Origin of the sequence: Colwellia psychrerythraea 34H (assembly GCF_000012325.1) — a bacterium.
Taxonomy (GTDB): Bacteria; Pseudomonadota; Gammaproteobacteria; order Enterobacterales; family Alteromonadaceae; genus Colwellia; species Colwellia psychrerythraea_A.
In genome coordinates this window covers 1,943,628-1,966,232 of the sequence record NC_003910.7, presented here as the reverse complement: position 1 = coordinate 1,966,232, position 22,605 = coordinate 1,943,628, and the positions used below count along the sequence as shown (strand labels likewise).

The 22,605-nt window shown below is 38.5% G+C and carries 17 protein-coding genes and 1 pseudogene; 10 read left to right on the top strand and 8 right to left on the bottom strand.

Going from position 1 to position 22,605, the window contains the following annotated elements; genetic code table 11:
- The first annotated feature begins 20 nt into the window (after window positions 1–20).
- The 5 genes from CPS_RS08440 (at window position 21) to CPS_RS08420 (ending at window position 7,678) form a co-directional block, all read left to right on the top strand.
- On the top strand, window positions 21–788 hold the full coding sequence (locus CPS_RS08440; RefSeq protein ID WP_011042729.1) for a glutathione S-transferase family protein: 768 nt from the start codon (window positions 21–23) through the stop codon (window positions 786–788).
- Between the two features lie 31 nt (window positions 789–819).
- Complete coding sequence (locus tag CPS_RS08435) at window positions 820–1,722, top strand: MBL fold metallo-hydrolase (protein ID WP_011042728.1); 903 nt, start codon at window positions 820–822, stop codon at window positions 1,720–1,722.
- 69 nt (window positions 1,723–1,791) lie between these two features.
- A complete protein-coding gene (locus tag CPS_RS08430) occupies window positions 1,792–3,339 on the top strand; it encodes a glutamate synthase-related protein (protein ID WP_011042727.1) in 1,548 nt (515 codons plus the stop codon).
- Between the two features lie 564 nt (window positions 3,340–3,903).
- Window positions 3,904–6,291: a TonB-dependent receptor gene (locus CPS_RS08425; protein WP_041736829.1), complete on the top strand. Its 2,388-nt coding sequence runs from the start codon at window positions 3,904–3,906 to the stop codon at window positions 6,289–6,291.
- An 88-nt stretch (window positions 6,292–6,379) separates the two neighbouring features.
- Window positions 6,380–7,678: a hypothetical protein gene (locus CPS_RS08420; protein ID WP_011042725.1), complete on the top strand. Its 1,299-nt coding sequence runs from the start codon at window positions 6,380–6,382 to the stop codon at window positions 7,676–7,678.
- Window positions 7,679–7,847: 169 nt separating this feature from the next.
- Here CPS_RS08420 and CPS_RS08415 read toward each other — a convergent pair whose 3' ends face one another.
- The 8 genes and pseudogenes from CPS_RS08415 to CPS_RS08375 form a co-directional block, all read right to left on the bottom strand.
- Window positions 7,848–8,129, bottom strand: a complete 282-nt coding sequence (locus CPS_RS08415; RefSeq protein ID WP_011042724.1) for a hypothetical protein — start codon at window positions 8,127–8,129, stop codon at window positions 7,848–7,850.
- 113 nt (window positions 8,130–8,242) lie between these two features.
- A complete protein-coding gene (locus tag CPS_RS08410; protein ID WP_041736827.1) occupies window positions 8,243–8,620 on the bottom strand; it encodes a hypothetical protein in 378 nt (125 codons plus the stop codon).
- 530 nt (window positions 8,621–9,150) lie between these two features.
- Window positions 9,151–9,924: pseudogene (locus CPS_RS08400) on the bottom strand (IS3-like element ISCps9 family transposase); the annotation flags it as partial.
- Window positions 9,925–9,959: 35 nt separating this feature from the next.
- Entirely contained in the window at window positions 9,960–10,433 is a 474-nt protein-coding gene (locus CPS_RS08395; RefSeq protein ID WP_011042719.1) for a GNAT family N-acetyltransferase, read from the bottom strand.
- Between the two features lie 412 nt (window positions 10,434–10,845).
- Complete coding sequence (locus tag CPS_RS08390; protein WP_011042718.1) at window positions 10,846–11,628, bottom strand: ABC transporter permease; 783 nt, start codon at window positions 11,626–11,628, stop codon at window positions 10,846–10,848.
- Complete coding sequence (locus tag CPS_RS08385) at window positions 11,628–12,356, bottom strand: ABC transporter ATP-binding protein (protein WP_041736825.1); 729 nt, start codon at window positions 12,354–12,356, stop codon at window positions 11,628–11,630. Before CPS_RS08385 ends, CPS_RS08390 begins: the two co-directional genes overlap by 1 nt.
- On the bottom strand, window positions 12,353–13,357 hold the full coding sequence (locus tag CPS_RS08380) for a YVTN family beta-propeller repeat protein (RefSeq protein ID WP_011042716.1): 1,005 nt from the start codon (window positions 13,355–13,357) through the stop codon (window positions 12,353–12,355). Before CPS_RS08380 ends, CPS_RS08385 begins: the two co-directional genes overlap by 4 nt.
- A 29-nt stretch (window positions 13,358–13,386) precedes the next feature.
- Window positions 13,387–14,613, bottom strand: a complete 1,227-nt coding sequence (locus tag CPS_RS08375) for an ABC transporter substrate-binding protein (protein ID WP_011042715.1) — start codon at window positions 14,611–14,613, stop codon at window positions 13,387–13,389.
- Between the two features lie 341 nt (window positions 14,614–14,954).
- On the opposite strand from CPS_RS08375, the gene pedF reads away from it, so the two are divergent.
- The 5 genes from pedF to CPS_RS08350 all read left to right on the top strand — a co-directional run bounded on the left by pedF (window position 14,955) and on the right by CPS_RS08350 (window position 22,376).
- Window positions 14,955–15,395: a cytochrome c-550 PedF gene (pedF, locus tag CPS_RS08370; protein WP_011042714.1), complete on the top strand. Its 441-nt coding sequence runs from the start codon at window positions 14,955–14,957 to the stop codon at window positions 15,393–15,395.
- The gene (locus CPS_RS08365) at window positions 15,385–16,275 is read left to right on the top strand and encodes a substrate-binding periplasmic protein (protein WP_011042713.1); all 891 of its coding nucleotides are present in this window, start codon (window positions 15,385–15,387) and stop codon (window positions 16,273–16,275) included. Before pedF ends, CPS_RS08365 begins: the two co-directional genes overlap by 11 nt.
- Before the next feature lie 274 nt (window positions 16,276–16,549).
- The gene (locus CPS_RS08360) at window positions 16,550–18,313 is read left to right on the top strand and encodes a PQQ-dependent methanol/ethanol family dehydrogenase (RefSeq protein WP_011042711.1); all 1,764 of its coding nucleotides are present in this window, start codon (window positions 16,550–16,552) and stop codon (window positions 18,311–18,313) included.
- A 289-nt stretch (window positions 18,314–18,602) separates the two neighbouring features.
- Complete coding sequence (locus CPS_RS08355) at window positions 18,603–20,123, top strand: acetaldehyde dehydrogenase ExaC (RefSeq protein WP_011042709.1); 1,521 nt, start codon at window positions 18,603–18,605, stop codon at window positions 20,121–20,123.
- Window positions 20,124–20,228: 105 nt separating this feature from the next.
- The gene (locus CPS_RS08350; protein WP_011042708.1) at window positions 20,229–22,376 is read left to right on the top strand and encodes a 4Fe-4S binding protein; all 2,148 of its coding nucleotides are present in this window, start codon (window positions 20,229–20,231) and stop codon (window positions 22,374–22,376) included.
- Window positions 22,377–22,605: the final 229 nt, after the last annotated feature.

The following is a 22,605-nucleotide window of genomic DNA, read 5'->3' as shown; positions in this document are numbered from 1 at the left end:
AATCAATAGGAATTAACATTATGACCTCATTCATGCTTTATCATCATCCTTTATCCGTGTGTTCAATGAAGGTTCGACTAGTACTTGAAGAAAAAGGACTTGCTTGGTCGGGACGGGTTATCGACATTGTACAAAAGCAAGACCAACTAGACCCATGGTATTTGAAACTAAACCCAAAGGGAGTCATTCCCACGTTGGAGTTTCGAAACGGCACAACAAAAGTATTGACTGACTCTGCTCATATCATTCGGTTTGTCGCTTCTGTTTCTGAAGGTAACGTCTTGTTGCCTCAAGATGAAAACGATCTTCAGTTAATGGAGAGATTAATTGACTTGGCAGATGATATTGATCTTCAAATTCTCAGTTACGCACGTCACCCTTCAATGGAAAAATCTGAAAAGATATTGAATGCTCGAGTTACAAAATCACTTTTAATGTCTAAACAACTCCCTGAACTTAGCGATAATTACCTTGTTTGTGCTGAGCGTTCACAAAAGAGCAAAACGTTTCGGGTTGATAATACACATATCGAAAATATTGAACAAAGTGCATTGGAAGCCATTACATTTGTTGAAAAACTCTTACAAGATAATGAATTTCTAATAGGCAATACCTACACCTTAGCTGATGTAATTTGGACGGTGATACTCTCAAGACTAGATTTGTTGGGCTACAGTAAATGGTTAAACAATAATAGTTTTCCACAGATAGCTAGCTACTATTTAAGAATGCAACAGCGAAAAAGTTACACCCTTGCTCAGATTCAAAACGAGTGGTGGGACAAATAATCATCTACATTTATTTTAAAAGGAGTAGCTTATGAAAACAACAATACAAACAATCACCTTAATATTGGGATTGTTCATTTCATCATTAGCAATAGCATCGCCAGAATTTCCAACTCAGGAGCCTATGGGTGGGAAAACTTTTGGCCACAGTGTTAAACATGTTGGTAACGGAATTTATGTATTTCGTTGGTGGGTTTATCGTAATTTTTTTGTCGTCACTGATGACGGTGTAATTGTTTCAGATCCCCTTAACCCAAAAGCAGCGAAGCTACTACAAAGTGAAATTAGAAAAATAACGGATAAACCCGTTAAATATGTTGTTTATAGTCATAACCATCATGACCATATTTCCGGCGGTAATATATTTAAAGCTGAAGGTGCGAAATTTATTGGCCATAAAAATCTATTAAAGCAGCTTAAAGACCATCCAAGTCCTGTATTGCCAATACCTGACATTGTTTTTGAAGATACCTACACCTTGACCCTAGGTAACCGAACATTAGAACTATCGTACTTTGGGCCAAACCACGGTGATAGCCTTGTTGTGATGCGATTCCCTAAAGAAAAAATTCTCTTTGTTGTTGATATAGTCACACCTCGTCGAGTTGCTTTTAGAGGCATGCCAGACTTTTGGCCTGATGAGTGGGTTCGTTCTTTAAAAGAAATTGAATTAATGGATGTTGATTACGTTATTTCTGCTCATGGTCCGGAGAATCAACCGGCCATTGACCCCGCCTCTGTTATAAAAGAGCAACGAGTCTACATCGAAGATTTAATGGCCGCAGTTAAACTAAAAATGGATGAAGGAGTTCACAGCCCCGATGCATTGAGGAAACAAGTAAAACTACCTAAGTATGAGCACTGGCAGTACTACGAACAATGGTTGCCAATGAATATTGAGCGCATCTGGGCTTATTACCATATGGGATGGTAATACAGAAAAGATGGATTGGAATTAAGTAGAACTATAGAACTATATAACAGGCAGTAAAAGGAAACTAAAATGACTAAACCTATAATTGCAGCGATAGCACCAAAGAAAGTGAGTCTAAATCAGGATGAGGAATATTATTTTTGTACCTGTGGCCGGTCAAATAACCAGCCATTCTGTGACGGTTCTCATGCAGGTACAGATTTTAAACCTAAGCCTTTTTCCGCCCAAGAAAGCGGTGATGCCTATTTATGCCAATGTAAGCATACCGCCAATAGCCCTTTTTGTGATGGTAGTCATAAACAATTTGATAAAGACCAAGTGGGCAAAGAAGGACCTGGCGTGCAAATTCAAGCAGTTGATGTAAGTAATATGCCTACCGCTAACGCAACTAAGGAAGAGCCAACCGTTGAATTTATTCATCAATTGGCTCGAGAGGGTTTATCTAAATTAGGACATCATGGTCCCATGACCTCTATGGGTGTGCCACGTTATCAACTACCTCACTGGGATGATCTGCAGGTAATGGTTGCACAGATGGCCACCAAACCGCTGATGGAAGATGTAGTGGTGAATACAGAGTTAGTGATTGGCCCTAAAGCGAAAAAACCACTTAAACTCCGTATTCCACTGTTTGTTTCGGATATGAGTTTTGGGGCTTTATCTGAAGAAGCCAAAATTGCCCTAGCAACAGGCGCCGAACTTGCAGGAACAGGTATTTGTTCTGGCGAAGGAGGCATGTTACCTGAAGAACAGGCGGCTAACTCAAAGTATTTTTATGAGCTGGCAAGTGCTCAGTTTGGCTATGACGAGTCTAAACTCAAGAATGTTCAAGCGTTCCATTTTAAGGGTGGTCAAGGGGCAAAAACGGGTACAGGTGGTCATTTACCCGGTATCAAAAATATAGGGAAGATTGCCAAAGTGCGAGGTATAGAAGCAGGTACTTCCGCTATATCACCTCCAACGTTTAAAGATTTAATCACAGTAGAAGATTTTAAAAAATTTGCTAACCGCGTACGTGAAGTCACAGGAGGTATTCCCATTGGATTTAAACTCAGTGCCAATCATATCGAAGAAGATATTCAATTCGCATTAGATGCTAGTGCCGATTACATTATTTTAGATGGTCGAGGCGGCGGCACAGGTGCTGCTCCTGAAATATTTAGAGATCACATTAGTGTACCCACTATTCCTGCACTTGCTCGTGCTAGAAAGTATCTAGATGAGCAAGGCGCTAATGGTCGAGTCACGCTAATTATTACAGGTGGATTACGAGTGCCAATAGACTTCGTTAAAGCGTTAGCTTTGGGTGCTGATGGTGTTGCCGTTTCGAACAGTGCTATGCAAGCAATAGGCTGTGTAGCCGCAAGAATATGTAATACGAATAACTGCCCAGCGGGTATTGCAACGCAGAATAAAGATTTACGTCAACGCTTAAATATAGAAAAATCTTCTGTTCAGCTCAAAAACTTTTTTGAAGCATCTACTGAATTAATGTCAGTAATGGCGAGGGCTTGTGGTCACGATTCTTTTGAACAATTTAATAGTAATGACCTAGCTACTTGGCATAGGGAAATAGCACTACTTTCAGGAGTAAAATATTCAGGGATGGGTAATTAAAAAGCCATAGTTGTTTAATGATTTTTTGTTTATACCTTCCTTGATATAGCTTTATTTCAGAATAAAGCTTCCAGTGAAAAAGTCGCCCTGTCGAGGCGACTTTTTTACACTAGAAAAGTGTATGTGCTGATAAAGCTTAGTGACTGAATTGAGTTTGAATTAACAGACAGATACTTTCAGCGTAACGAGATAAGCTTAGATGTTATCACTTATAGCTCCTACTTCTAGCTTCCACTTATAGATAAAAAGAGACATAGAGCGTGAGTTATATTGCTCACCCCTCCCCTTACCTACGATCACCTGATAAGAAAATAAACCTAACAAAATTAACATCAGCCCACTGATGGTTCAATCAATAACTAAACCGTAATAGTACGTCTACATCGGTTGCATTTTGAGGTTTAATATCGCAATTTTTAATTGTTACAGGTAACACCTTTTAATAAAAAAACAGCCATAAAGTTACATTAAATATATAAGACGTTTACACTTGTTGCTTTTTATAATGTGATAATATAACATTATTGAAATTGTTACATTATCACATTGGAATCTAGTCTCAACATGAATAAGTTTACATTACTGGCAAGTGCATTTGCCTTAGCTACTTCAAGTACTCAAGTACTTGCTGAGCAAATAACAGGTTTGATTACCAACGAAGAAGGCAAGATTATTAGCGGTGCCACGGTTAAAGTTATGGGCACCAACATTGTGACTAGCACTGATAATACCGGTAGGTTTAACCTAACGGTTGAGCTAGGAAAGTATGAATTACATGTCGTTGCCAGCGCTTACGTACATAAAAATATTCAAGTCGACTTAGCTAAAAATCAGAATCCCGAACTCACGGTACAATTAGATAAATCAGCACTAGAAATTATTGATGTTAGTGCTACTCCTTTTCATAGCTCAAATATCGAATCAGCATTACCTATCACTGTATTACACGGTGAAAGCTTACGTATGCGCCAAGCGAATACCTTGGGTGATACGTTAAACAAAGAAGTGGGAGTTCATAGTAGTTTTCATGGTGGTGTAGCCAGTACCCCCATTATTCGAGGTTTAGACGGACCACGAGTATTAATTACACAAAATGGTTTAGATGCTGGCGATGCTTCACGTGTTGGTCCCGATCATGCTGTTTCTACTGAAACATCAACCAGTGAGCGTATTGAAGTTCTACGCGGCCCAGCAACCTTGTTTTATGGTAGTGGTGCTATTGGTGGTGTAGTGAATATTGTTAATGAGAGTATTCCTAAAAGTACAGAGACTTCAGGTGAATGGTTAACAGAATACAATAGTAATAATGAGCAGACATTAGCGTCTGGCTCGTTTACCAGTGGTACCGGTAATATTGCGGTACATGCAGATGGCTTTTATCGCGACAGCGAGAACTATCAAATACCTGAAAAAGATGGTGTTGACGAAGTAGCTAATTCAGCAGCGGAATCAAGTGGCTTCACCTTAGGTACCAGTTATTTATTAGATAACGGCTTTGTTGGATTGTCTTATCAGAATTTAGAACAAGAATACGGTATACCAGGCCATAGTCATGGCGATGAAGACATAGAAGTTTCTGCCGACTTAACCCAAAATCGCTTTCAACTATTAAGTGAACTTAGTTTTGATAATAATGTGATAAAATCACTTAATACCAAGATTGGTTATACTGATTATCGTCATACAGAAGTAGAGTTGGGTTTGGTCGGCACTACCTTTGATAACGAGTCGATAGAAGCGAGAGTTGAACTATTGCATCAAGACTTCTTGGATTGGCGTGGTGGCTTAAGTCTTCACTATAAACAAAGTGATTTTACTGCAGTTGGCGAAGAGGCATTTACACCCCCATCAGAAACAAATTCACTCGGCTTAGCCTGGATAGAAGAACGTCATTTTGGTGACTTTTTAGTACAACTTGGTGCGCGTATTGAACGTACTGAAGTGACCGCGGCTAAAGTTCGTTTGCCAGAACTTGAACTCGTTAAGTCTGCTCATGATGATCACGGCGCAGACGATGATGCAGGACACGACTCGCATGATCATGGGGCTCATGAAACACAAGGTTATACCCGCAATTTTAATGTCGAACATGTTTTTACTCCGATTAGTCTTTCTGCTGGTCTAGTGTGGGATTTCATCGATGGTTATAATGTAGGTTTATCATTATCTCATTCAGAACGTGCTCCATCTGCTGCGGAACTATTATCTTTTGGTCCTCATATTGGTACCGGTTCATATGAAGTAGGTGCTTTGTTTGCATTACATGATGACCACGGCGAAGCTGCTCACTTTGGTTTGACTGATCATGATATTGTCATGGAAACCGCCAATAATATTGATCTAAGTTTACGTAAGTTTAAAGGTGACTTCGGTTTCATCTTTAATGTTTTTTATAACCAAATAGATGATTACTACTATGAGCAAGCGACTGGTTTCTCGGCTGGTGATGGTCATGATCACAGCGGACACGGACACGGCGGCGAAGTAGAAGAAGCCCATACGTTACCGCTTTATACCTTTACCGCTCAAGATGTATCCTTATATGGATTTGAAGCACAGCTTGTTTGGCAAGTGACTGATGAGTTTACTTGGCGAGTACAAGGTGATGTGCTTCGTGCACGTTTAGATGAGGGGGGAGAATTACCTAGAACACCACCTGCCCGTATTGCGACCGAATTAAGTTATCAAGGCGAAAGTATTTCTGCCGACTTATTTGTCAGCCACTATTTTGAACAAACGCATACTGCCGAACTAGAAACCTCAACAGACAGCTATGTCATGGTTGATGCCAACGTTAACTATCACTTTTCTTTAGGACAGCATGACTTAGCTGTGTATCTAAAAGCAATAAACTTAACAGATGAATACGCACAAGTGCACACATCATTCTTAAAGGATTTAACACCGCTAGCAGGACGTTCAGTGGCGCTGGGTTTACGCGGTTCATTTTAAATCAGCAAATCAATTCAATCCTACATTCAATTTAAATTTAGCGCCTTTCAATAGAGGGGCGCATCACTCTATATTTTAAAGGACATTCATGAAAATCATCTCGTTAAAAAGCTTATTATTGGCCTGTGCTGCGACAGCACTTGTTGGTTGTGGTGGCAGTGAAACTACTATTACCGAAATAGAAAAAACGCCAACACCTATCGATAATGACCATGACAATCACGAAGAGGAGTTAGGTAAAGGTCGCTTAGCTATTGCGGATAGTGAACAAGCTGTAGTACATATTTTTGATCTTGAAAATAATGCCTTAGTTGAATCTATTTCGATTACCAACCCAGCTGAATATTTATACGCAAGCCCTGAAAACCGTTATGCGGTAGCAGTGCAGCGCTCGTTTGATACGGTTGAATTTATTGATGGCGGCTTATGGCAAGAAGCACATGGTGATCACTTTGATCAACATGCCGATGCACCTGAGCTTACAAGCTTTACGTTAAATAGTGTAAAACCAACTCACTTTGTCCCACGTGGTGAACAAGTAGCAATATTTTTTGATGGCAACAAAGATACAGGTGCTAATGCATCATTAAGTTTGTTAAGTGACGAGAGTATTGCGGCAGAAAAAACGATTGCAGAGCATCACTTTGAAACTTATATGCATGGAACTGCTGAGATCCGCGGTGAATTTGTATTAGCTACTCATCGAGAAATTGATGCGGAAGGTAGTTTGCCTGATCAGGTAGCACTGCTTGAAGTACATGATGACCACTTTCACCAAGAACAACTATTTGATGTTAAATGCCCTGACTTACATGGTAGCTTTCAAACAGATACCCATATTGCTTTTGCCTGTAGTGATGGAATTTTAGCTATAGAGCAGCAAGGTAGTGTATTTACGGCACAAAAGATTGTTAACCCTGCAGACATGTCAGAAGGTCTTCGCATAGGTTCACTAAAGGGCAGTTCAGAAAATAATGTGATGATTGGTAATGCACGTGGTAGTTTCTTTTTAGTTGATTTAATAACGCAGCAAATCAGCCCGTTTAATTGGCAAAAAGAAGAAGCACTTACTTCCGTAACCTATGGCTTTGATGGTCATAACGAGCATATGCTTATTCTCGATAATACGGGACAATTAAACGTATTTTCAGCAGAAAATAATTGGCAATTAGATAGTCGTATTAAAGTATTTAGTGCCCTAGCGGAAGATTCAAAACCACTCATTATTTCTTCAAAAGCCCACGAGATTATTTATATCGTTCATGAGCAAGAAGTTACTGAAATTGATTTACATGAAGGTGTCGTAGTTGGGCACTTTGATTTAACATTCACACCTGGTAAAGCAGCGTGGTTAGGTGTTGCTGGTGAAGAGGAGCACGATCACTAAAGCTCAGATTTAACTTACTCACATTTTATTTGTTTTTATTTTAGCCACATTATATGTGGCTTTTTTTTAATTAATTCGACTTACATTATTAGACATATTCTAACTATGAAGGTGTCCACTAAAACGGAGGAACTTCATTGTCCTTGTTTAACAGCTTGTTATGTGTAAACTACTTTAACTCTAAAGCCCTGAAAGTTATCATTTTAATAACTCTTTCATTACTCCGAATTAAGCGTGATTCCAATTCTGGATTTTTATCCATAAATTTTAACAACCCTTTGGAATATGAATCTTTATCATCTGAAACCCATAATCCCTCAGCATGGTAATGATAAACGTGGCACGCCTCATTTAATAAGAAGCTTAGCTCTTTAGCTTCATCGCCTTTCAAGCCGAAATTATATTCTATGTCATCCAATCCATTATTCTTAGGATGTTGCCAACTACTCATCATAATCCTTTACACATAACGCCCAGTTAACAGGCAATAAAATTGTTGGCTAAAATTAGCGACGAAGGAGCAAAAGCCAACTGTTTTTTGTCCTTGTTTAACAGCTTGTTAGGCTATTTTGACTCTGTTCTTGATAGCCAACGACGAGCAAAGCAAGCGCATAGTAAAATCACTACCCACTCTACAAATATTGCTCCAAGTTTAACATTAAGTAAAAACGATATTTCTACAACCAATAAAATCATAAGAGTAAAACAAAGCAAGGTAATAGCTTGCACTCTTGTCGATACAATTTTTAAATTGAGGATTAGCATGCAAGTAATGATATGAGGCAGATAGAATACAAACCAGATAGGAAAATAGAACCCTAGAGATGTTCCAAGACCTTTATCGAATTTAGAATCTCCTAGTTCAAAGATATTGACATTAATGACCATCAAACCAGCAACACCGATTAGAAATAACAAAAAATTAAGAATGAGATATTTCAAATTACACCCTAGTTATATAAAGAGCCTAACGCCCTAATAATGGGCAAAAAATTGTTGGCTAAAATATTGAGGAACGAAAACAGCCAACTGTTTTTTGTCCTTATTTATTAGCTTGTTATATTTATTTTTAGCTATCTATTTTATTAGAAACGCTAATGCTAAATGTATTAAATTTTTTGCTATTAATCACCCTGCATTGAATACCAATAGTGACTGGAATCCAGAGCAAATTAATTAACAAAGTTGCATATGAATCTGTAATACCAAATCCTTTAACAAGTAACAGATTTATGAAAATTAATGGAAATACTCCAATTAAAATGCTTCTCCAAAACACAGACCACCATAGAAATGCGGACTGCTTATAACTCATTTTATTATTAGACTCATCATCCATTATTAAGCACTAACCTCGAGATAAATATAACGCCCAAATAATGGGCAAATTGCAGTTGGTTAAAATAAGCGACGTAGGAGCAAAAACCAACTGTAATTGTGATCTTCCCCCGATAAAGTGGACACCATCCACTTTAATTCACCGCCAATTCAAACTCAGCAGGTGTTTTATATCCTAAACTTGAATGCAATCGTTGTCTATTGTAAAAATAGTTCATGTAACCTTTTAATTTTGAATGTAATTTATCAGTAGTCGCGAAGACATTCCCTCTGATTAAATCAGCTTTTAATGAATGAAAAAATGATTCAACTTCAGCATTATCAGTACAACAACCTGGACGGTTCATACTCGCCGTAATGTTATGTTTAACTAAGAACTGCTGCACTACATGTGCTCGATATTCAGCGCCTCTGTCAGTATGAAATAACAAGGGTTGTGTCGGTTTACGCTTCTTTATTGCTAGCTGCAGCGCTTTCAGTGTCAGCGCTGTTGATTTGTTCTGACCAAAAGCCCAACCAATGATACGACGTGAAAATAAATCTAATACAACGGCTAAGTAATACCAGCGCGATCCTACTTTCAGGTACGTAATATCTCCCGACCATTGCTGATTGATAGCATCAGGCTTACTTATGTTTTTACGATTGTTTTTGATCGCTTTATAAAAGAACTTCACCTTAGCTGGCCTGCTATAAGTCTTGAGCGCTCTAGCGCGTAAGCCATTTTCTCGCATCAACCGTGCAACACGCTTCTCACTCGTTGTAATACCTTCACGCTTTAATGCATGAAATACGCGTGGGCTGCCGTAGGTTTGATGATTGTTATTAAAGACTTGTTTGATATTTAAAAGTAAATCCGCATCATTAATAGCACGCATTGAACGTGGACGTCGTCGCCATGCATAAAAGTGATCTTCCCCCGATAAAACGGACACATTTTATTTTACGCCAGTGCTTGTCTCATTTTACGACCACCAACAGGAATTAAACCATTTTTTTGATAGAAATTTAATGTTCTTTCAAATTCAGGTAGAGGTGGTGTGCATAATTCAATGCATGACCAATCGTGCTGCTTTCCGTATTTTTTAACTTGTTCGATTAATGTAGAACCAACACCTGAAGCTCTAAGTTCAGGTGAAACATAAAATTCTTGAATTACACCAATTTTACCACCAGCATATAAAGCATATGTTTCTGTAAAAGTAACAACCGCAACAGGCTTATTTTGATATTCACCAATAATGGCAGCGTAATGACCATCACTAATTAATTCACGGCAACGCTCAATTGTACTATTAAGATTAATATCAAAATGCTGAGCTTTTGTTAATTCACAAATTTCATTTGTAAGGTCAACAACCAAAGATCCTATGGTTTCTGAATCTTCGTATTTGGCCACTTTAAATTTAATTTGCATACAGACTCTTTAATATTGCTAACAGTTATTATGAGACAAAATTCCTTCTTTCTACAAGATGGGAAAAATCGTCCATAATTATATAATGTAGTGAGATTACTTGATTGTTATTGATAGATCAATGAGTTAAAAACAAAGCTTAAAGTGGTTGATGTGTGAAAGGAGGCAATTTGTACGCTTTGTTGTAGAAAGAAGAAATCACGAATAATTGTGTAAATAAACAGCTGTAATTAAGGTAAATATAAGACTATTTTGTTATTAAATAAACATTATTAGAACGAATTAAATTAATTCCTCACTTAAATAAAAAATGTGACTTAATCTACAGACAATAACATCACCAACTTAATAAAATGGCTGTGCCCTTAAGGTTAATAATTTTACCTTAAGGGGGGAAAGTAGTCGTTTAATGCTATTTACGACCATGTAACGGTTTGAAACTCATCAGAGCAAAAAACGACGCTATGCTTGTGGCGATTAACACTGTCGTCAGTGCAGCAAGATTCATTTGTCCATAAAGCGCAAATCGTAATAGCTCAACACATGAGGTAAAGGGATTAAACTGACAAAGCCAATATAACCACAGACTAGCTTCTTGCATTTTCCACAGCGGATATAAGGCACTTGAAAGAAAGAACATTGGGAAAATAACAAAGTTCATCACACCGGCAAAGTTTTCTAATTGTTTAATAAGATTAGATAACATTAACCCTAACGCACCAAGGAAAAAGGCAATTAAGAAAATTGCAGGTATTGAACTAACATAACCCATTAGCGGGATATCAACGTCAACTAGCCGAGCGAAAAGTAAAAATATGACTACCTGTAAAAGTGACAGCAACGCACTAGCAATTAATTTACAACATAATAAAAAAGGTCGCGGTAGCGGGCTCATCAATAGAACTTTCATACTGCCCATTTCACGGTCATAAACCATAGAGAGCGAGCTTTGCATGCCATTGAATAAAATGATCATGCAACAAAGCCCTGGGGTAATATATTGCTGATAGGTAATATAAGTACCGTAGGGCTCCATAATAGAAACACCTAATGCGGCTCTAAAACCGGCAGCAAACACAACCAACCAAAGTAGTGGCCTGACTAAGGCACTTAATAAACGCGAACGTTGTTGGAAAAAACGTAAAACTTCACGCTTAACGATGCCATTAAAACAATAAAGATAACGATTATTCATCAAGTGAGCTCCGCGTTAGCCGTTAACGAGCGATAAAGCTGGTATACATCGGTGACATTATGCTTTTTACATAATTCTCCACTAATACCCTGTGCTTTAATTTTTCCTTCATCAATAATAATTAATTGATCACCTGCTGATATTTCATCGATTAAATGCGTTGCCCACAACACACAAATACCTAATTTTTGACTAAGCGAACCAACGTACTCTGTGATCATTTTTCTGCTATCAATATCTAAACCAACCGTTGCCTCATCAAGCAATAATACTTTGGGTTGATGAATTAATGCTCGAGCAATTTCAACACGACGGCGATGTCCGCCATTCAATGATCTGACTTTATCATCGAGTCGCTTTGTTAATTGCAGTTGGGACAAAATCTCACTGATATTGTCGAGCGCTTGTGCTGATGAAATGCCATGTAGCGCAGCATAATAGGTTAAGTTCTGCTTAACCGATAAATCTAAATCTAACGTACTTTGCTGAAAAACCACGCCCATTGATTGCATAATGTTCAACTTATGATGTTTATAGTCATAACCATTGATTTTAATATCCCCTGATGCCGCCTGATAAAGGCCCGTTAACATGGAGAACAAAGTACTTTTACCTGCGCCATTGGGACCAAGTAATACATTAAAACCACTGGTAATACTGAGGTCTAAACCATCGACTGCAGGCTTTTTACCGTAATAAAAACTGAGACCCTTTGTGACGATACTCATGGCACATTTCGTATCACTACGCCCCATGGATAACGTCCTACTTTAATTGATTTTGTAACTTTCATGCGTTTTACATCAATCACTGATACATCACCACTAATACCATTGGTGGTTAATAACTTGCTTTCATCCTGATTAAAAGCAAGTTGCCACACCCTACGGCCAACTAATAAATATTCCTCAACTTCCATTTTTTTACGATCAATAACCGCGACATGATTTGCTGGTCCCAAGGCCACGAACGCATATCGTCCATCCTTTGTTAATTCGATGCCAACAGGTTGCACACGGTCATGATGAATACCTCGTATATCAAAGGTAAATTCCTTAATGATTTTTTGCGTGGCAACATCAAGTATCACCACAGTGCCGCCAATTTCAGAGCTCACCCATAAATATTTATTATCGTCGGTAAACTTTGCCGACCTTGGCCGTGCACTCACTAACGTATTAGCAAAATTTTCATGGGTTTTGGTGTCAATCCAATGCACCATGTTGGTCGTTTCCGAGGTTACCACGACAATTTTTCCATCGGGACTTACCGCTAAACCTTCAGGTTCAACCCCTACATCTATCTGTGCGATAACAGCCGCAGAGTCAATATCAATCACTGTAAGCAAGGCATCATCTTCATTAGAGGTATAAATAATTTTGCCATTTGGGTGTAATGCAATCGTTTCAGGATCTTCACCTGAAGGTAGCTCACCGATAATCTGGTCTGTTGCTACATCGAGTATTTGAATCCTATCTGACTCACTCGCACAAATATAAGCAAGTGATTGTTCCTTATTGAAAATGATGCCTCGAGGTCGTTCGCCTATCGCGATTGTTTTTATGACTTTATTAAGGCTTAAATCGATAACCGAAATATTGTCATCTTTTTCATTGGTGACATAAGCAAATTCAGTGGCATAACCAGCGGTAGCGTTAAACAAAACAGCTACTAACGATAATCTAAATAGTTTTCTAAAATTTTCTCTAAAATAAAGTGTCTTTTTCATAAGTTACCTTAAAAATTTACCGTGAATATTTACCGTGATAATTCGCATTGAGATTCTTGTGCATCAAAACCAAGGGTATCAAGTTCGGTTATGGGATGAAGCATGCCTGGCTGTGGTGACTGCGATACCAAAGCGTGAGGATGAACCAAGGCCAGCGGCATTCTTAATTGTCGACTCCAAGCACGAAAACTAAGCTTTCGCCCTTTGTACGCGGCCAATTCAAAATCCGTCGAGTTAATATATTCGATGAGCTTGTCACTGGTGTTTGAATGAAGTTTGTGCACTGATTGAGCAACACTGCGCACGGCAAGATAACCGGCAAAGTCTACTTCGTTCATTTTCCTATCAGCCATTTCTATAAAACGATTTTGCAATTGAGTAGCGCCCCACTGCTCAATCGCACTATGCCATGCCAAGGCTTCTAAACCAGCCGAGCCTATAACAGGTCGAGGTAAATAAGTATTAAAGGGTAAAAATTCAGCAAACGCTTTTGACTTGTCAGCAACATAAACAACATCATAATCTTGTACGGTTTGAGTGAACAAAGGAATTTCTTGTTGTGCACTACGTCTTAGATCGGTATTAAAATCCCACTGTTTCTCATCTATAATTTTCAAACCAAAACGTTTCGCCGCCCGTTTAAACGAAGTGGCCAGCTGAATATCTTCGGCTTTACTCCCTTGTATTAATAATACTTTATTCATCCTACGATAAAGTAACCACTGAGCAAGGGCATCAGACTTCATTGCATTACTGGGTATGGTATGAAACACGGAAGGTAAACACTGGCTATTGCGAAGTTCATCAGCAGATTCACTAACATTAAACAGCAACACTGGTTTTTTTTTGGCCCAGTGATCTACTTGAACCAGTTGTGCTGACGGCGCTTGAAGAATAAAAATGCGTCGGCCCTGTTGGTATTCTTTCTCTAGATAATCTAAAAATTGCGTTGTTTTAGTCGCTATAAAATAGTTTAGCGTAAAGTGCTGCTGTAAAAATTTTCCGGTCGTATTAGAGTCACTGATCGCAAGCTTAGCGCCCATATAACCACTATCTTCTGGCTTTTTAAAAAGAGTAGATACACCAGGAGCTTGTTGCTGCGCTAATTTCACATAACTGATATCAAGGGTAATTGGACTTGATATTGCCTCAGTACTTGAGATTGCATTAGTACAATAAAAACACAAGAGCCCTATGCAGCTAGCTATCCTTTTCACTAGATACTTTTTAAACCTTACTCTTGTCACAATAAACATGGCAACCCCAATTAATAAAATTCAATAACTATCATTCAACTGATGTGTAGCTAACCACTTCACACTGATTCATGCATTCATGCATTCTTAAAATACTTCTATCTTTATAAGCATATAGAAAAATCTCATAAAGTTAAAAAGCTAAGTATTCCAATAAAACACCATAATGAATTGATATATAACAAAATAAAATAAATTATGCAGTTTTCTATCCTTAAATTCATACTAAAGGATGAGGCTTAACCGCGCTAAAGTACAATTCTTGAAGCGCCCTAACCTCGTTAAGATGGTTCTATCAGAATTAAACACCACAATTTTCACGTGAAAGAAGGTACACAGCGATGATAAAACTTAACTTAGGCCGCAGCCATTTAATTGCATTCATATCAATATGTTCATTTGGCGTAGCGGCTCACGGCCCTGTGACCCCACAAGCAATAAACACCTCAACATTACCGACCTTAGGCGAAGAATGGGAAGACACTAACCCTTACCGCACAAAAGATGGCGAAGTAATGACAGAAATTTTACGCGTTGGAGCATCAGCCTATAACCAAAATTGCGCTCGCTGTCATGGTTTAGGCGGAATATCTGGCGGTATTGCTCCTGATTTACGTCAATTACCAGCAGATTTTGATGGCGATGAGTGGTTTATTTATCGTGTACAAAATGGCGCGGTGCGTAATGGTGCTGTTTACATGCCGAAAATGACAGAGCATTTAAATCAAGAAGCACTATGGTCTATTCGTACTTGGTTAGAGTCAGTAAGTGATGAAGAATAAATTTTATTATCTATTTTTGTGGTTAAGTTGTTGTAGTCTATTTTGCTCAACAACTTTTGCGCGATCTTATGATGATATTATTGAAAGCAATGAAATCACCGTTGCTGTTTATAGCGATTTCATCCCGTTTTCATACCAAGAAAACGGAGAAGCAAAGGGCATTGATATTGAAGTCGCCAAACATATTGCCAAACAGTTAGGCGTAACACTTCATTTTAGGTGGGTAACCGCTGATGAAAATGTTGAGGATGACTTACGCAATAATTTATGGAAAGGACATTTCCTTAAACGCAGTGTTGCAGATTTAATGCTTAGAGTTCCCTACGATAAAGCATATTCTGAGCTGCGTGACGATATTGGTGAACGAGTACATGAACAGGTACACATGTTCGCTCCCTACCATACCGAGTCATGGAAAATCGTTTTTAATGCTAAAAAAATCGACGATGTTAGCACCATGGCCGTCTTTCAATATCATGACATTGGTGTCGAAGTAGACTCCATTCCACAATTTTATCTTCTATCGGTCTTCAATGGTCGAATGCGCAATAAAACCAAACAGTTCCCTTCATTAGCCTTAGCTATTTCAGCAATGTCTGAACAGAAAATTGATGCTGTCATGGGACTTCGCAGTCAGGTGAGTCATTACCAACATCAGCTTGATTCTTCTACTTATCAGTTAGCAACGAATGCTTTTCCAATGTTAGGTAAACAACAATGGGATATAGGCATGGCGGTCAAGAGTGACTATCGCCAATTAGGTTACGCCATTGCTGATATTGTCGAGGCTATGGTAAGCCAAGGACAAATGAAGAAAATATTTGATCAACACCACGCTGTTTACCAAACTCCTAACCTGTACTCAGTGAGTGATAAATAGCGAGTAGTAATGAACAGCGTTCAAACTCATCCTTTTTCATCATACTAAATGATGAAAAAAACGCTACTGCCGTGTAATAGAGAAGTAAATAGAGACGTTTTAATATCGTTATAGCCTGCTTAATTGTTTTACTGATGTCGCGAGACGACATGTAAATTCATTGACGTTATGCAGGAAGGTATAGCCAAACTACATGAATATTAGTGTTTCAGGTAGCGTGGGTAAATAGAGAAGAATATCTTTAACCAAATTTACAACCCGAGAGGAAATAACAATGATAACAACATGTAAAACAAAGGTATTGTCATTATCCATGGCAGTTTCTTTAGCGTTAACCGGCATAGCAAGTGCTGAAGTAACCGATAAAGATATTGCCAATGACCAAATGACAACTGATGATGTTGTGTCCTATGGACTTGGTCTAAGAGGACAACGTTACAGCCCTCTTGATAAAATAAATATCGACACAGTTAAAGAAATGCGTCCAGTGTGGTCATTCTCATTAGGCGGCGAAAAACAGCGTGGTCAAGAATCTCAGCCTATGGTCAAAGATGGCGTCATGTATATTACTGGCTCCTACTCTCGTGTGTATGCTATAGACGTTCATACTGGTGACGAACTTTGGCAATATGATGCAAGATTACCTGATGGTATTATGCCTTGTTGTGATGTTATCAACCGTGGTGCCGCGTTATACGGCGACCTAGTTATTTTTGCTACGCTTGATGCAAAACTAGTCGCGCTTCATAAAGACACAGGTAAAGTCGTTTGGAAAAAGAAAGTAGAAGATTATAAAGCCGGTTATTCAATTACAGCTGCTCCTATTATTGTTAAAGGTAAAGTCATCACAGGTGTTGCCGGTGGTGAATTTGGTGTAGTAGGTAAAGTAAGAGCTTATGATGCTACCAATGGCAAACTAGTTTGGGAACGCCCAACAGTTGAAGGCCATATGGGCTACATCTGGAAAAATGGCAAAAAAGTTGATAATGGTATTTCTGGTGGCAAACCAGGACAAACATGGCCAGCAGAACTTTGGAAGTCAGGCGGAGCGGCGCCTTGGTTAGGCGGTACTTATGATGCCGATGTTGATTTATTATTCTTTGGTACTGGTAACCCTGCACCATGGAACTCTCATTTACGTCCAGGTGATAACCTTTTCTCATCATCACGTTTAGCTATTGATCCTGATACTGGTAAAATTGTTTGGCATTTCCAAACCACGCCACATGATGGTTGGGATTTTGATGGTGTTAACGAGCTGATTTCTTTCGACTATAAACAAAATGGTAAAACCGTTAAAGCTGCAGCAACGGCTGACAGAAACGGTTTCTTCTATGTACTTAATCGTGAAAATGGTGATTTCATTCGAGGTTTCCCATTTGTTGATAAACAAACATGGGCTTCAGGACTTGATAAAAACGGTCGCCCTATTTATATCGACAGTAATAGACCTACGGATCCAAGCAAGTCAAAAGATGGTAATAAAGGTAGCACAGTTGTTGCCGCCCCTGCTTTCTTAGGTGGTAAAAACTGGATGCCAATGGCTTACAGTCAAGACACTGAGTTATTCTATGTACCATCTAACGAATGGGAAATGGATATTTGGAATGAGCCGACCGCTTATAAAAAAGGCGCTGCCTATCTAGGTGCTGGCTTTACTATAAAAGCGATTAATAAAGACTATATTGGTGTATTAAAAGCAATCGACCCTAAAACAGGTGAAGTTGTATGGCGCTATAATAACTATGCTCCATTATGGGGTGGCGTATTGGCTACTGCTGGTAACTTAGTATTTACCGGTAACCCTGAAGGATACTTATTAGGTCTTGACGCTAAGACGGGTGAAGTTAAATATAAGTTTAATACCGGATCAGGCATTGTTGGTTCACCGATCACCTGGGAAATGGATGGCGAACAATACCTTTCAGTTTTATCTGGTTGGGGTGGCGCTGTACCTTTATGGGGCGGTGATGTTGCTAAGCGTATCAAGCACTTAAACCAAGGTGGTAGTGTGTGGACGTTTAAATTACCTAAATAATGTAAACAATCTTATCAAAAGGCTTTTGAATTTATTCAAAAGCCTTTTTTGTTTTAAAAACCTATACTTTCAATTGGTTAAAACAACACTTCAACAGAATTTAAATCAACTCATTCTAAAGTATGATGTTTTCTATGCAAAGGGAGAATAGTGTACTTGCCGTACTGCTACTAATATGGATACATGAAAGAACGCTTTGGTAGTTATCAATTTGATAAGTATCAAAGTAAATATAAACAGGGCCACGGAAAAGAGTTTTACTCTGGCTGGTCTAGATACGAGGTGATATATGATCTATGCAAACCCAGGCAGTGAAGGTTCTGTCGTTTCTTTTAAACCTAAATATGAAAATTTTATCGGCGGTAAATGGGTTGCTCCAGTAAAGGGAAATTATTTTACCAATACCACCCCTGTAACCGGCGAAGCAATTTGTGAAATACCACGTTCAAGCGCTGAAGATATTGAGTTAGCACTTGATGCTGCTCATGCTGCAAAAACGGCATGGGGAAAAACCTCAGTACAAGATCGTTCAAACATTTTATTAAAAATTGCTGACCGTATTGAAGCAAACCTTGAGTTAATAGCAGTAGCTGAAACTTGGGATAATGGTAAACCAGTACGTGAAACACTCAACGCTGATATTCCATTAACGGTTGATCATTTCCGCTATTATGCTGGTTGTATCCGTGCTCAAGAAGGCACTCTTTCACAAATAGATGACGATACTGTTGCGTATCACTTCCATGAGCCTATCGGTGTTGTTGGTCAAATAATTCCGTGGAACTTTCCTATGCTAATGGCTGCATGGAAATTAGCTCCAGCACTTGCTGCTGGTAACTGTATTATTCTTAAACCAGCTGAGCAAACACCTGCAAGTATTCTTGTATTTATGGAGTTGATCGCTGACTTATTACCTGATGGTGTTTTAAACATTGTTAATGGTTACGGTAAAGAAGCTGGTGAAGCACTAGCAACTAGTACGCGTATTGGTAAAATTGCCTTTACTGGTTCAACACCTGTTGGCCAACATATATTGAAATGTGCTGCTGAAAACTTAATCCCTTCTACAGTAGAGCTTGGTGGTAAATCACCAAACATTTTCTTTAGTGATATCACTCAATTTGAAGATGACTACCTTGATAAATGTGCTGAAGGTTTTGCTTTAGGTTTCTTTAACCAAGGTGAGGTATGTACATGTCCTTCTCGTGCACTAGTACAAGAAGATATTTTTGATGTGTTTATGGAAAAAGTGCTTGAGAAAACCAAAAATATCGTTCGTGGTAACCCACTTGATGTTAACACTATGGTTGGTGCACAAGCGTCTAAAGAACAGTATGATAAAATCCAAGGTTACCTACAAATAGGTAAAGACGAAGGTGCTGTTGTACTTTCTGGCGGTAGCGCTGAAAGCTTGGAAGGTTCACTTGAAACGGGTTACTACATCCAACCAACTATTTTGAAAGGTAATAACTCAATGCGAGTTTTCCAAGAAGAAATTTTTGGACCGGTTATCTCTGTTACTACCTTTAAAGATGCTGAAGAAGCCCTACAAATAGCTAACGATACTGCTTTTGGTTTAGGTGCTGGTGTTTGGACGCGTGATGCTAACCTTGCTCATCGCATGGGTCGTGGCATTGAATCAGGACGAGTGTGGACTAACTGTTACCATTTATATCCTGCTCATGCTGCCTTTGGTGGTTATAAGAAATCAGGTATTGGTCGCGAAACTCACAAGATGATGCTTGATCATTATCAGCAAACTAAGAACTTATTAGTAAGCTATAGCACAAGTCCTTTAGGTTTCTTTTAAGCGTCTATTTTAATTTTTAAGTCCCAGGTTAATGAGTGTCCCTTTATAAAGTAAGCGACACTCATTTTTTTTATACAGCTCACGACAATTTATTCAGGTGTTAACATGCCTTTTAAACAATTAAAAAACCTAAAAACATGGCTTCTCCTTAGCCTACTTTTAATGTTAACAACCTCCTTTTATTCTGTTGCTCTTAATACAACCACTCATGCCAATGTCACCGCAATCTCCGATGAAGTAGCTCAACTCTTTCCTAGTGCCACACGTGTAGGCCCTATAGATAAAAAAATTGCCGTAACTCCTGTTTATCAATTGAATGAACTACTGGGTTATGTTTTTGAATCAGATGATTTTGTCAATTTCATTGGATTTTCTGGTCAAACAATTAACCTGTTAATCGGTATTGATACCCAAGGCGTTTTTACTGGTTTAAAAATACTCGCCCACAATGAACCGATTTTTTTGCACGGTTTAGGCGAACAGCCTATGTTTAAATTCATCAAACAATATCAAGGGCATTCAATTAAGGAACGATTTATTGTTAACGCTCGCGCTAAAACGTCTCTTGATGCAACCTATATTGACGGCGTCACACGCGCAACAATATCAGTACTAGTAATCAACGACACCATTACCGCTTCAGCACTTAAAGTCGCACGTGAAAGATTATCCGGCTTTGTGGCGCCATCACAAACCAGCATCAACCCCGACTACTATCAAACACTTACGTTTGAAGAACTCGTTAACAAAAATCTCATTAAACATTGGCAGCTTACCCGTGAGCAAGCACTCACAATGACCAAAACATCACCGACAAATTTAGCCGATGAAATTAACCAAATTAGTGAAGAAGGAGATGAGTTTATCGACTTATACTTTGCCTTCGTCAATATTCCTATCATTGGTAAAAATTTATTAGGTGAACAAGAATACCAGCGTTTGCTCGAGAGTTTAAAACCCGGTGAACACGCCTTAATGATGTTTAGTGGCGGTGAATATCATTTTGTTAGTGAAGACTTTATCCCACAAACAGTGCCTAACCGTTTAAGTGCACAACAAGCGACTCTGCCAGTTGATATTCGAGATATCGACTTTTACAGTTTCTACGATCCGTCATTTTCGCTCGCCGTGCCTGACTTCAATGAAATTAAGGTGTTTAGAATAAAGTCTCAATCGGGTTTTGAGTTAAACAAAGAATTTTCTTTATCGTTAATGCTGAGTTACAACAAATCGTTTTTATCTAAGCAACAACACAGTTTTACTATCAATAACACCTTACCTGACAGTTTATTTATTCATAAAGAGCCCGAGATTAACTTGGAAGAAAATAGGCCTTTGTGGTTGAAAATTTGGATAAGTCGTAGCACTGATATCATTATACTTAGCATTTACCTTATCTTTTTGGTTTGGGTATTTATCAAACAAGAAACACTCGCCAAAAATGCTAAAACCACTCACAGAATTCGATTTGCCTCATTAATCTTTGTCATTGCTTTTATAGGATTTTATGCGCAAGGCCAATTATCAGTGGTCAATATTTACACCTTGTTCTTATCAATCTGGCAAGGTTTTAATATCAATGTATTCCTACTTGACCCGATAATTTTTATCTTATGGGTATTTGTCTTTATTAGCCTTTTCCTCTGGGGAAGAGGTTTGTTCTGTGGTTGGCTGTGTCCCTTTGGTGCATTACAAGAGTTTGCCGCGTTAGTGGCGAGTAAACTCAAAATAAAACAAATCAAAATAAAACCTCAACACCATAAAAATGCACAAAAAATAAAATATGTGGTGCTAGTTTTACTGGTTGGTAGTTCATTTTATTCACTCACACTTGCAGAGCAGCTCGCAGAAATTGAACCCTTCAAAACCAGTATCACGCTCAATTTCGTGCGTTATTGGCCGTTTGTCTTGTATGTCGTATTACTGCTTGCGCTTAGCCTAAAGATTCACAAAGTTTACTGTCGTTATTTGTGCCCGTTAGGTGCAGGACTTGCGGTTATTGGCCGATACCCACTTTTCAAATGGCTAACACGACGTCAAGAGTGTGGTACACCTTGTCAACTATGCCGTAATAAAAAGTGTGGTATTGATGCCATCAATAAAGACGGTTCTATTGACTATGGTGAGTGTATTCAATGCTTGGAATGCTTAGTTACCATCAAAGACCCAAATGAGTGTGTCGTAGATAAGTATTCGAAAAAAAGAAAAGCGGTCGTCGTAACACCCAATACTGATTTTATAAATCAGCTTTAATGAAAGTAATGCGATCAAGAGTATTCAATAATATTTTTTCAGACAATGTGTAGAAAATTACTTATAAGTTAGCGTGTTAATAGCAAAGTTAGCACATGCAAATTAGGGTAAATATGGTTATTCTATATTTCATTCATTTTAAAAATGTATCAGGTAGCATTAGGGGCTGCTGATCTTTTGAGATTACTTTTGCAGCTTTTTGTTTGGTGTTTATACAAGGCAGAGTCTT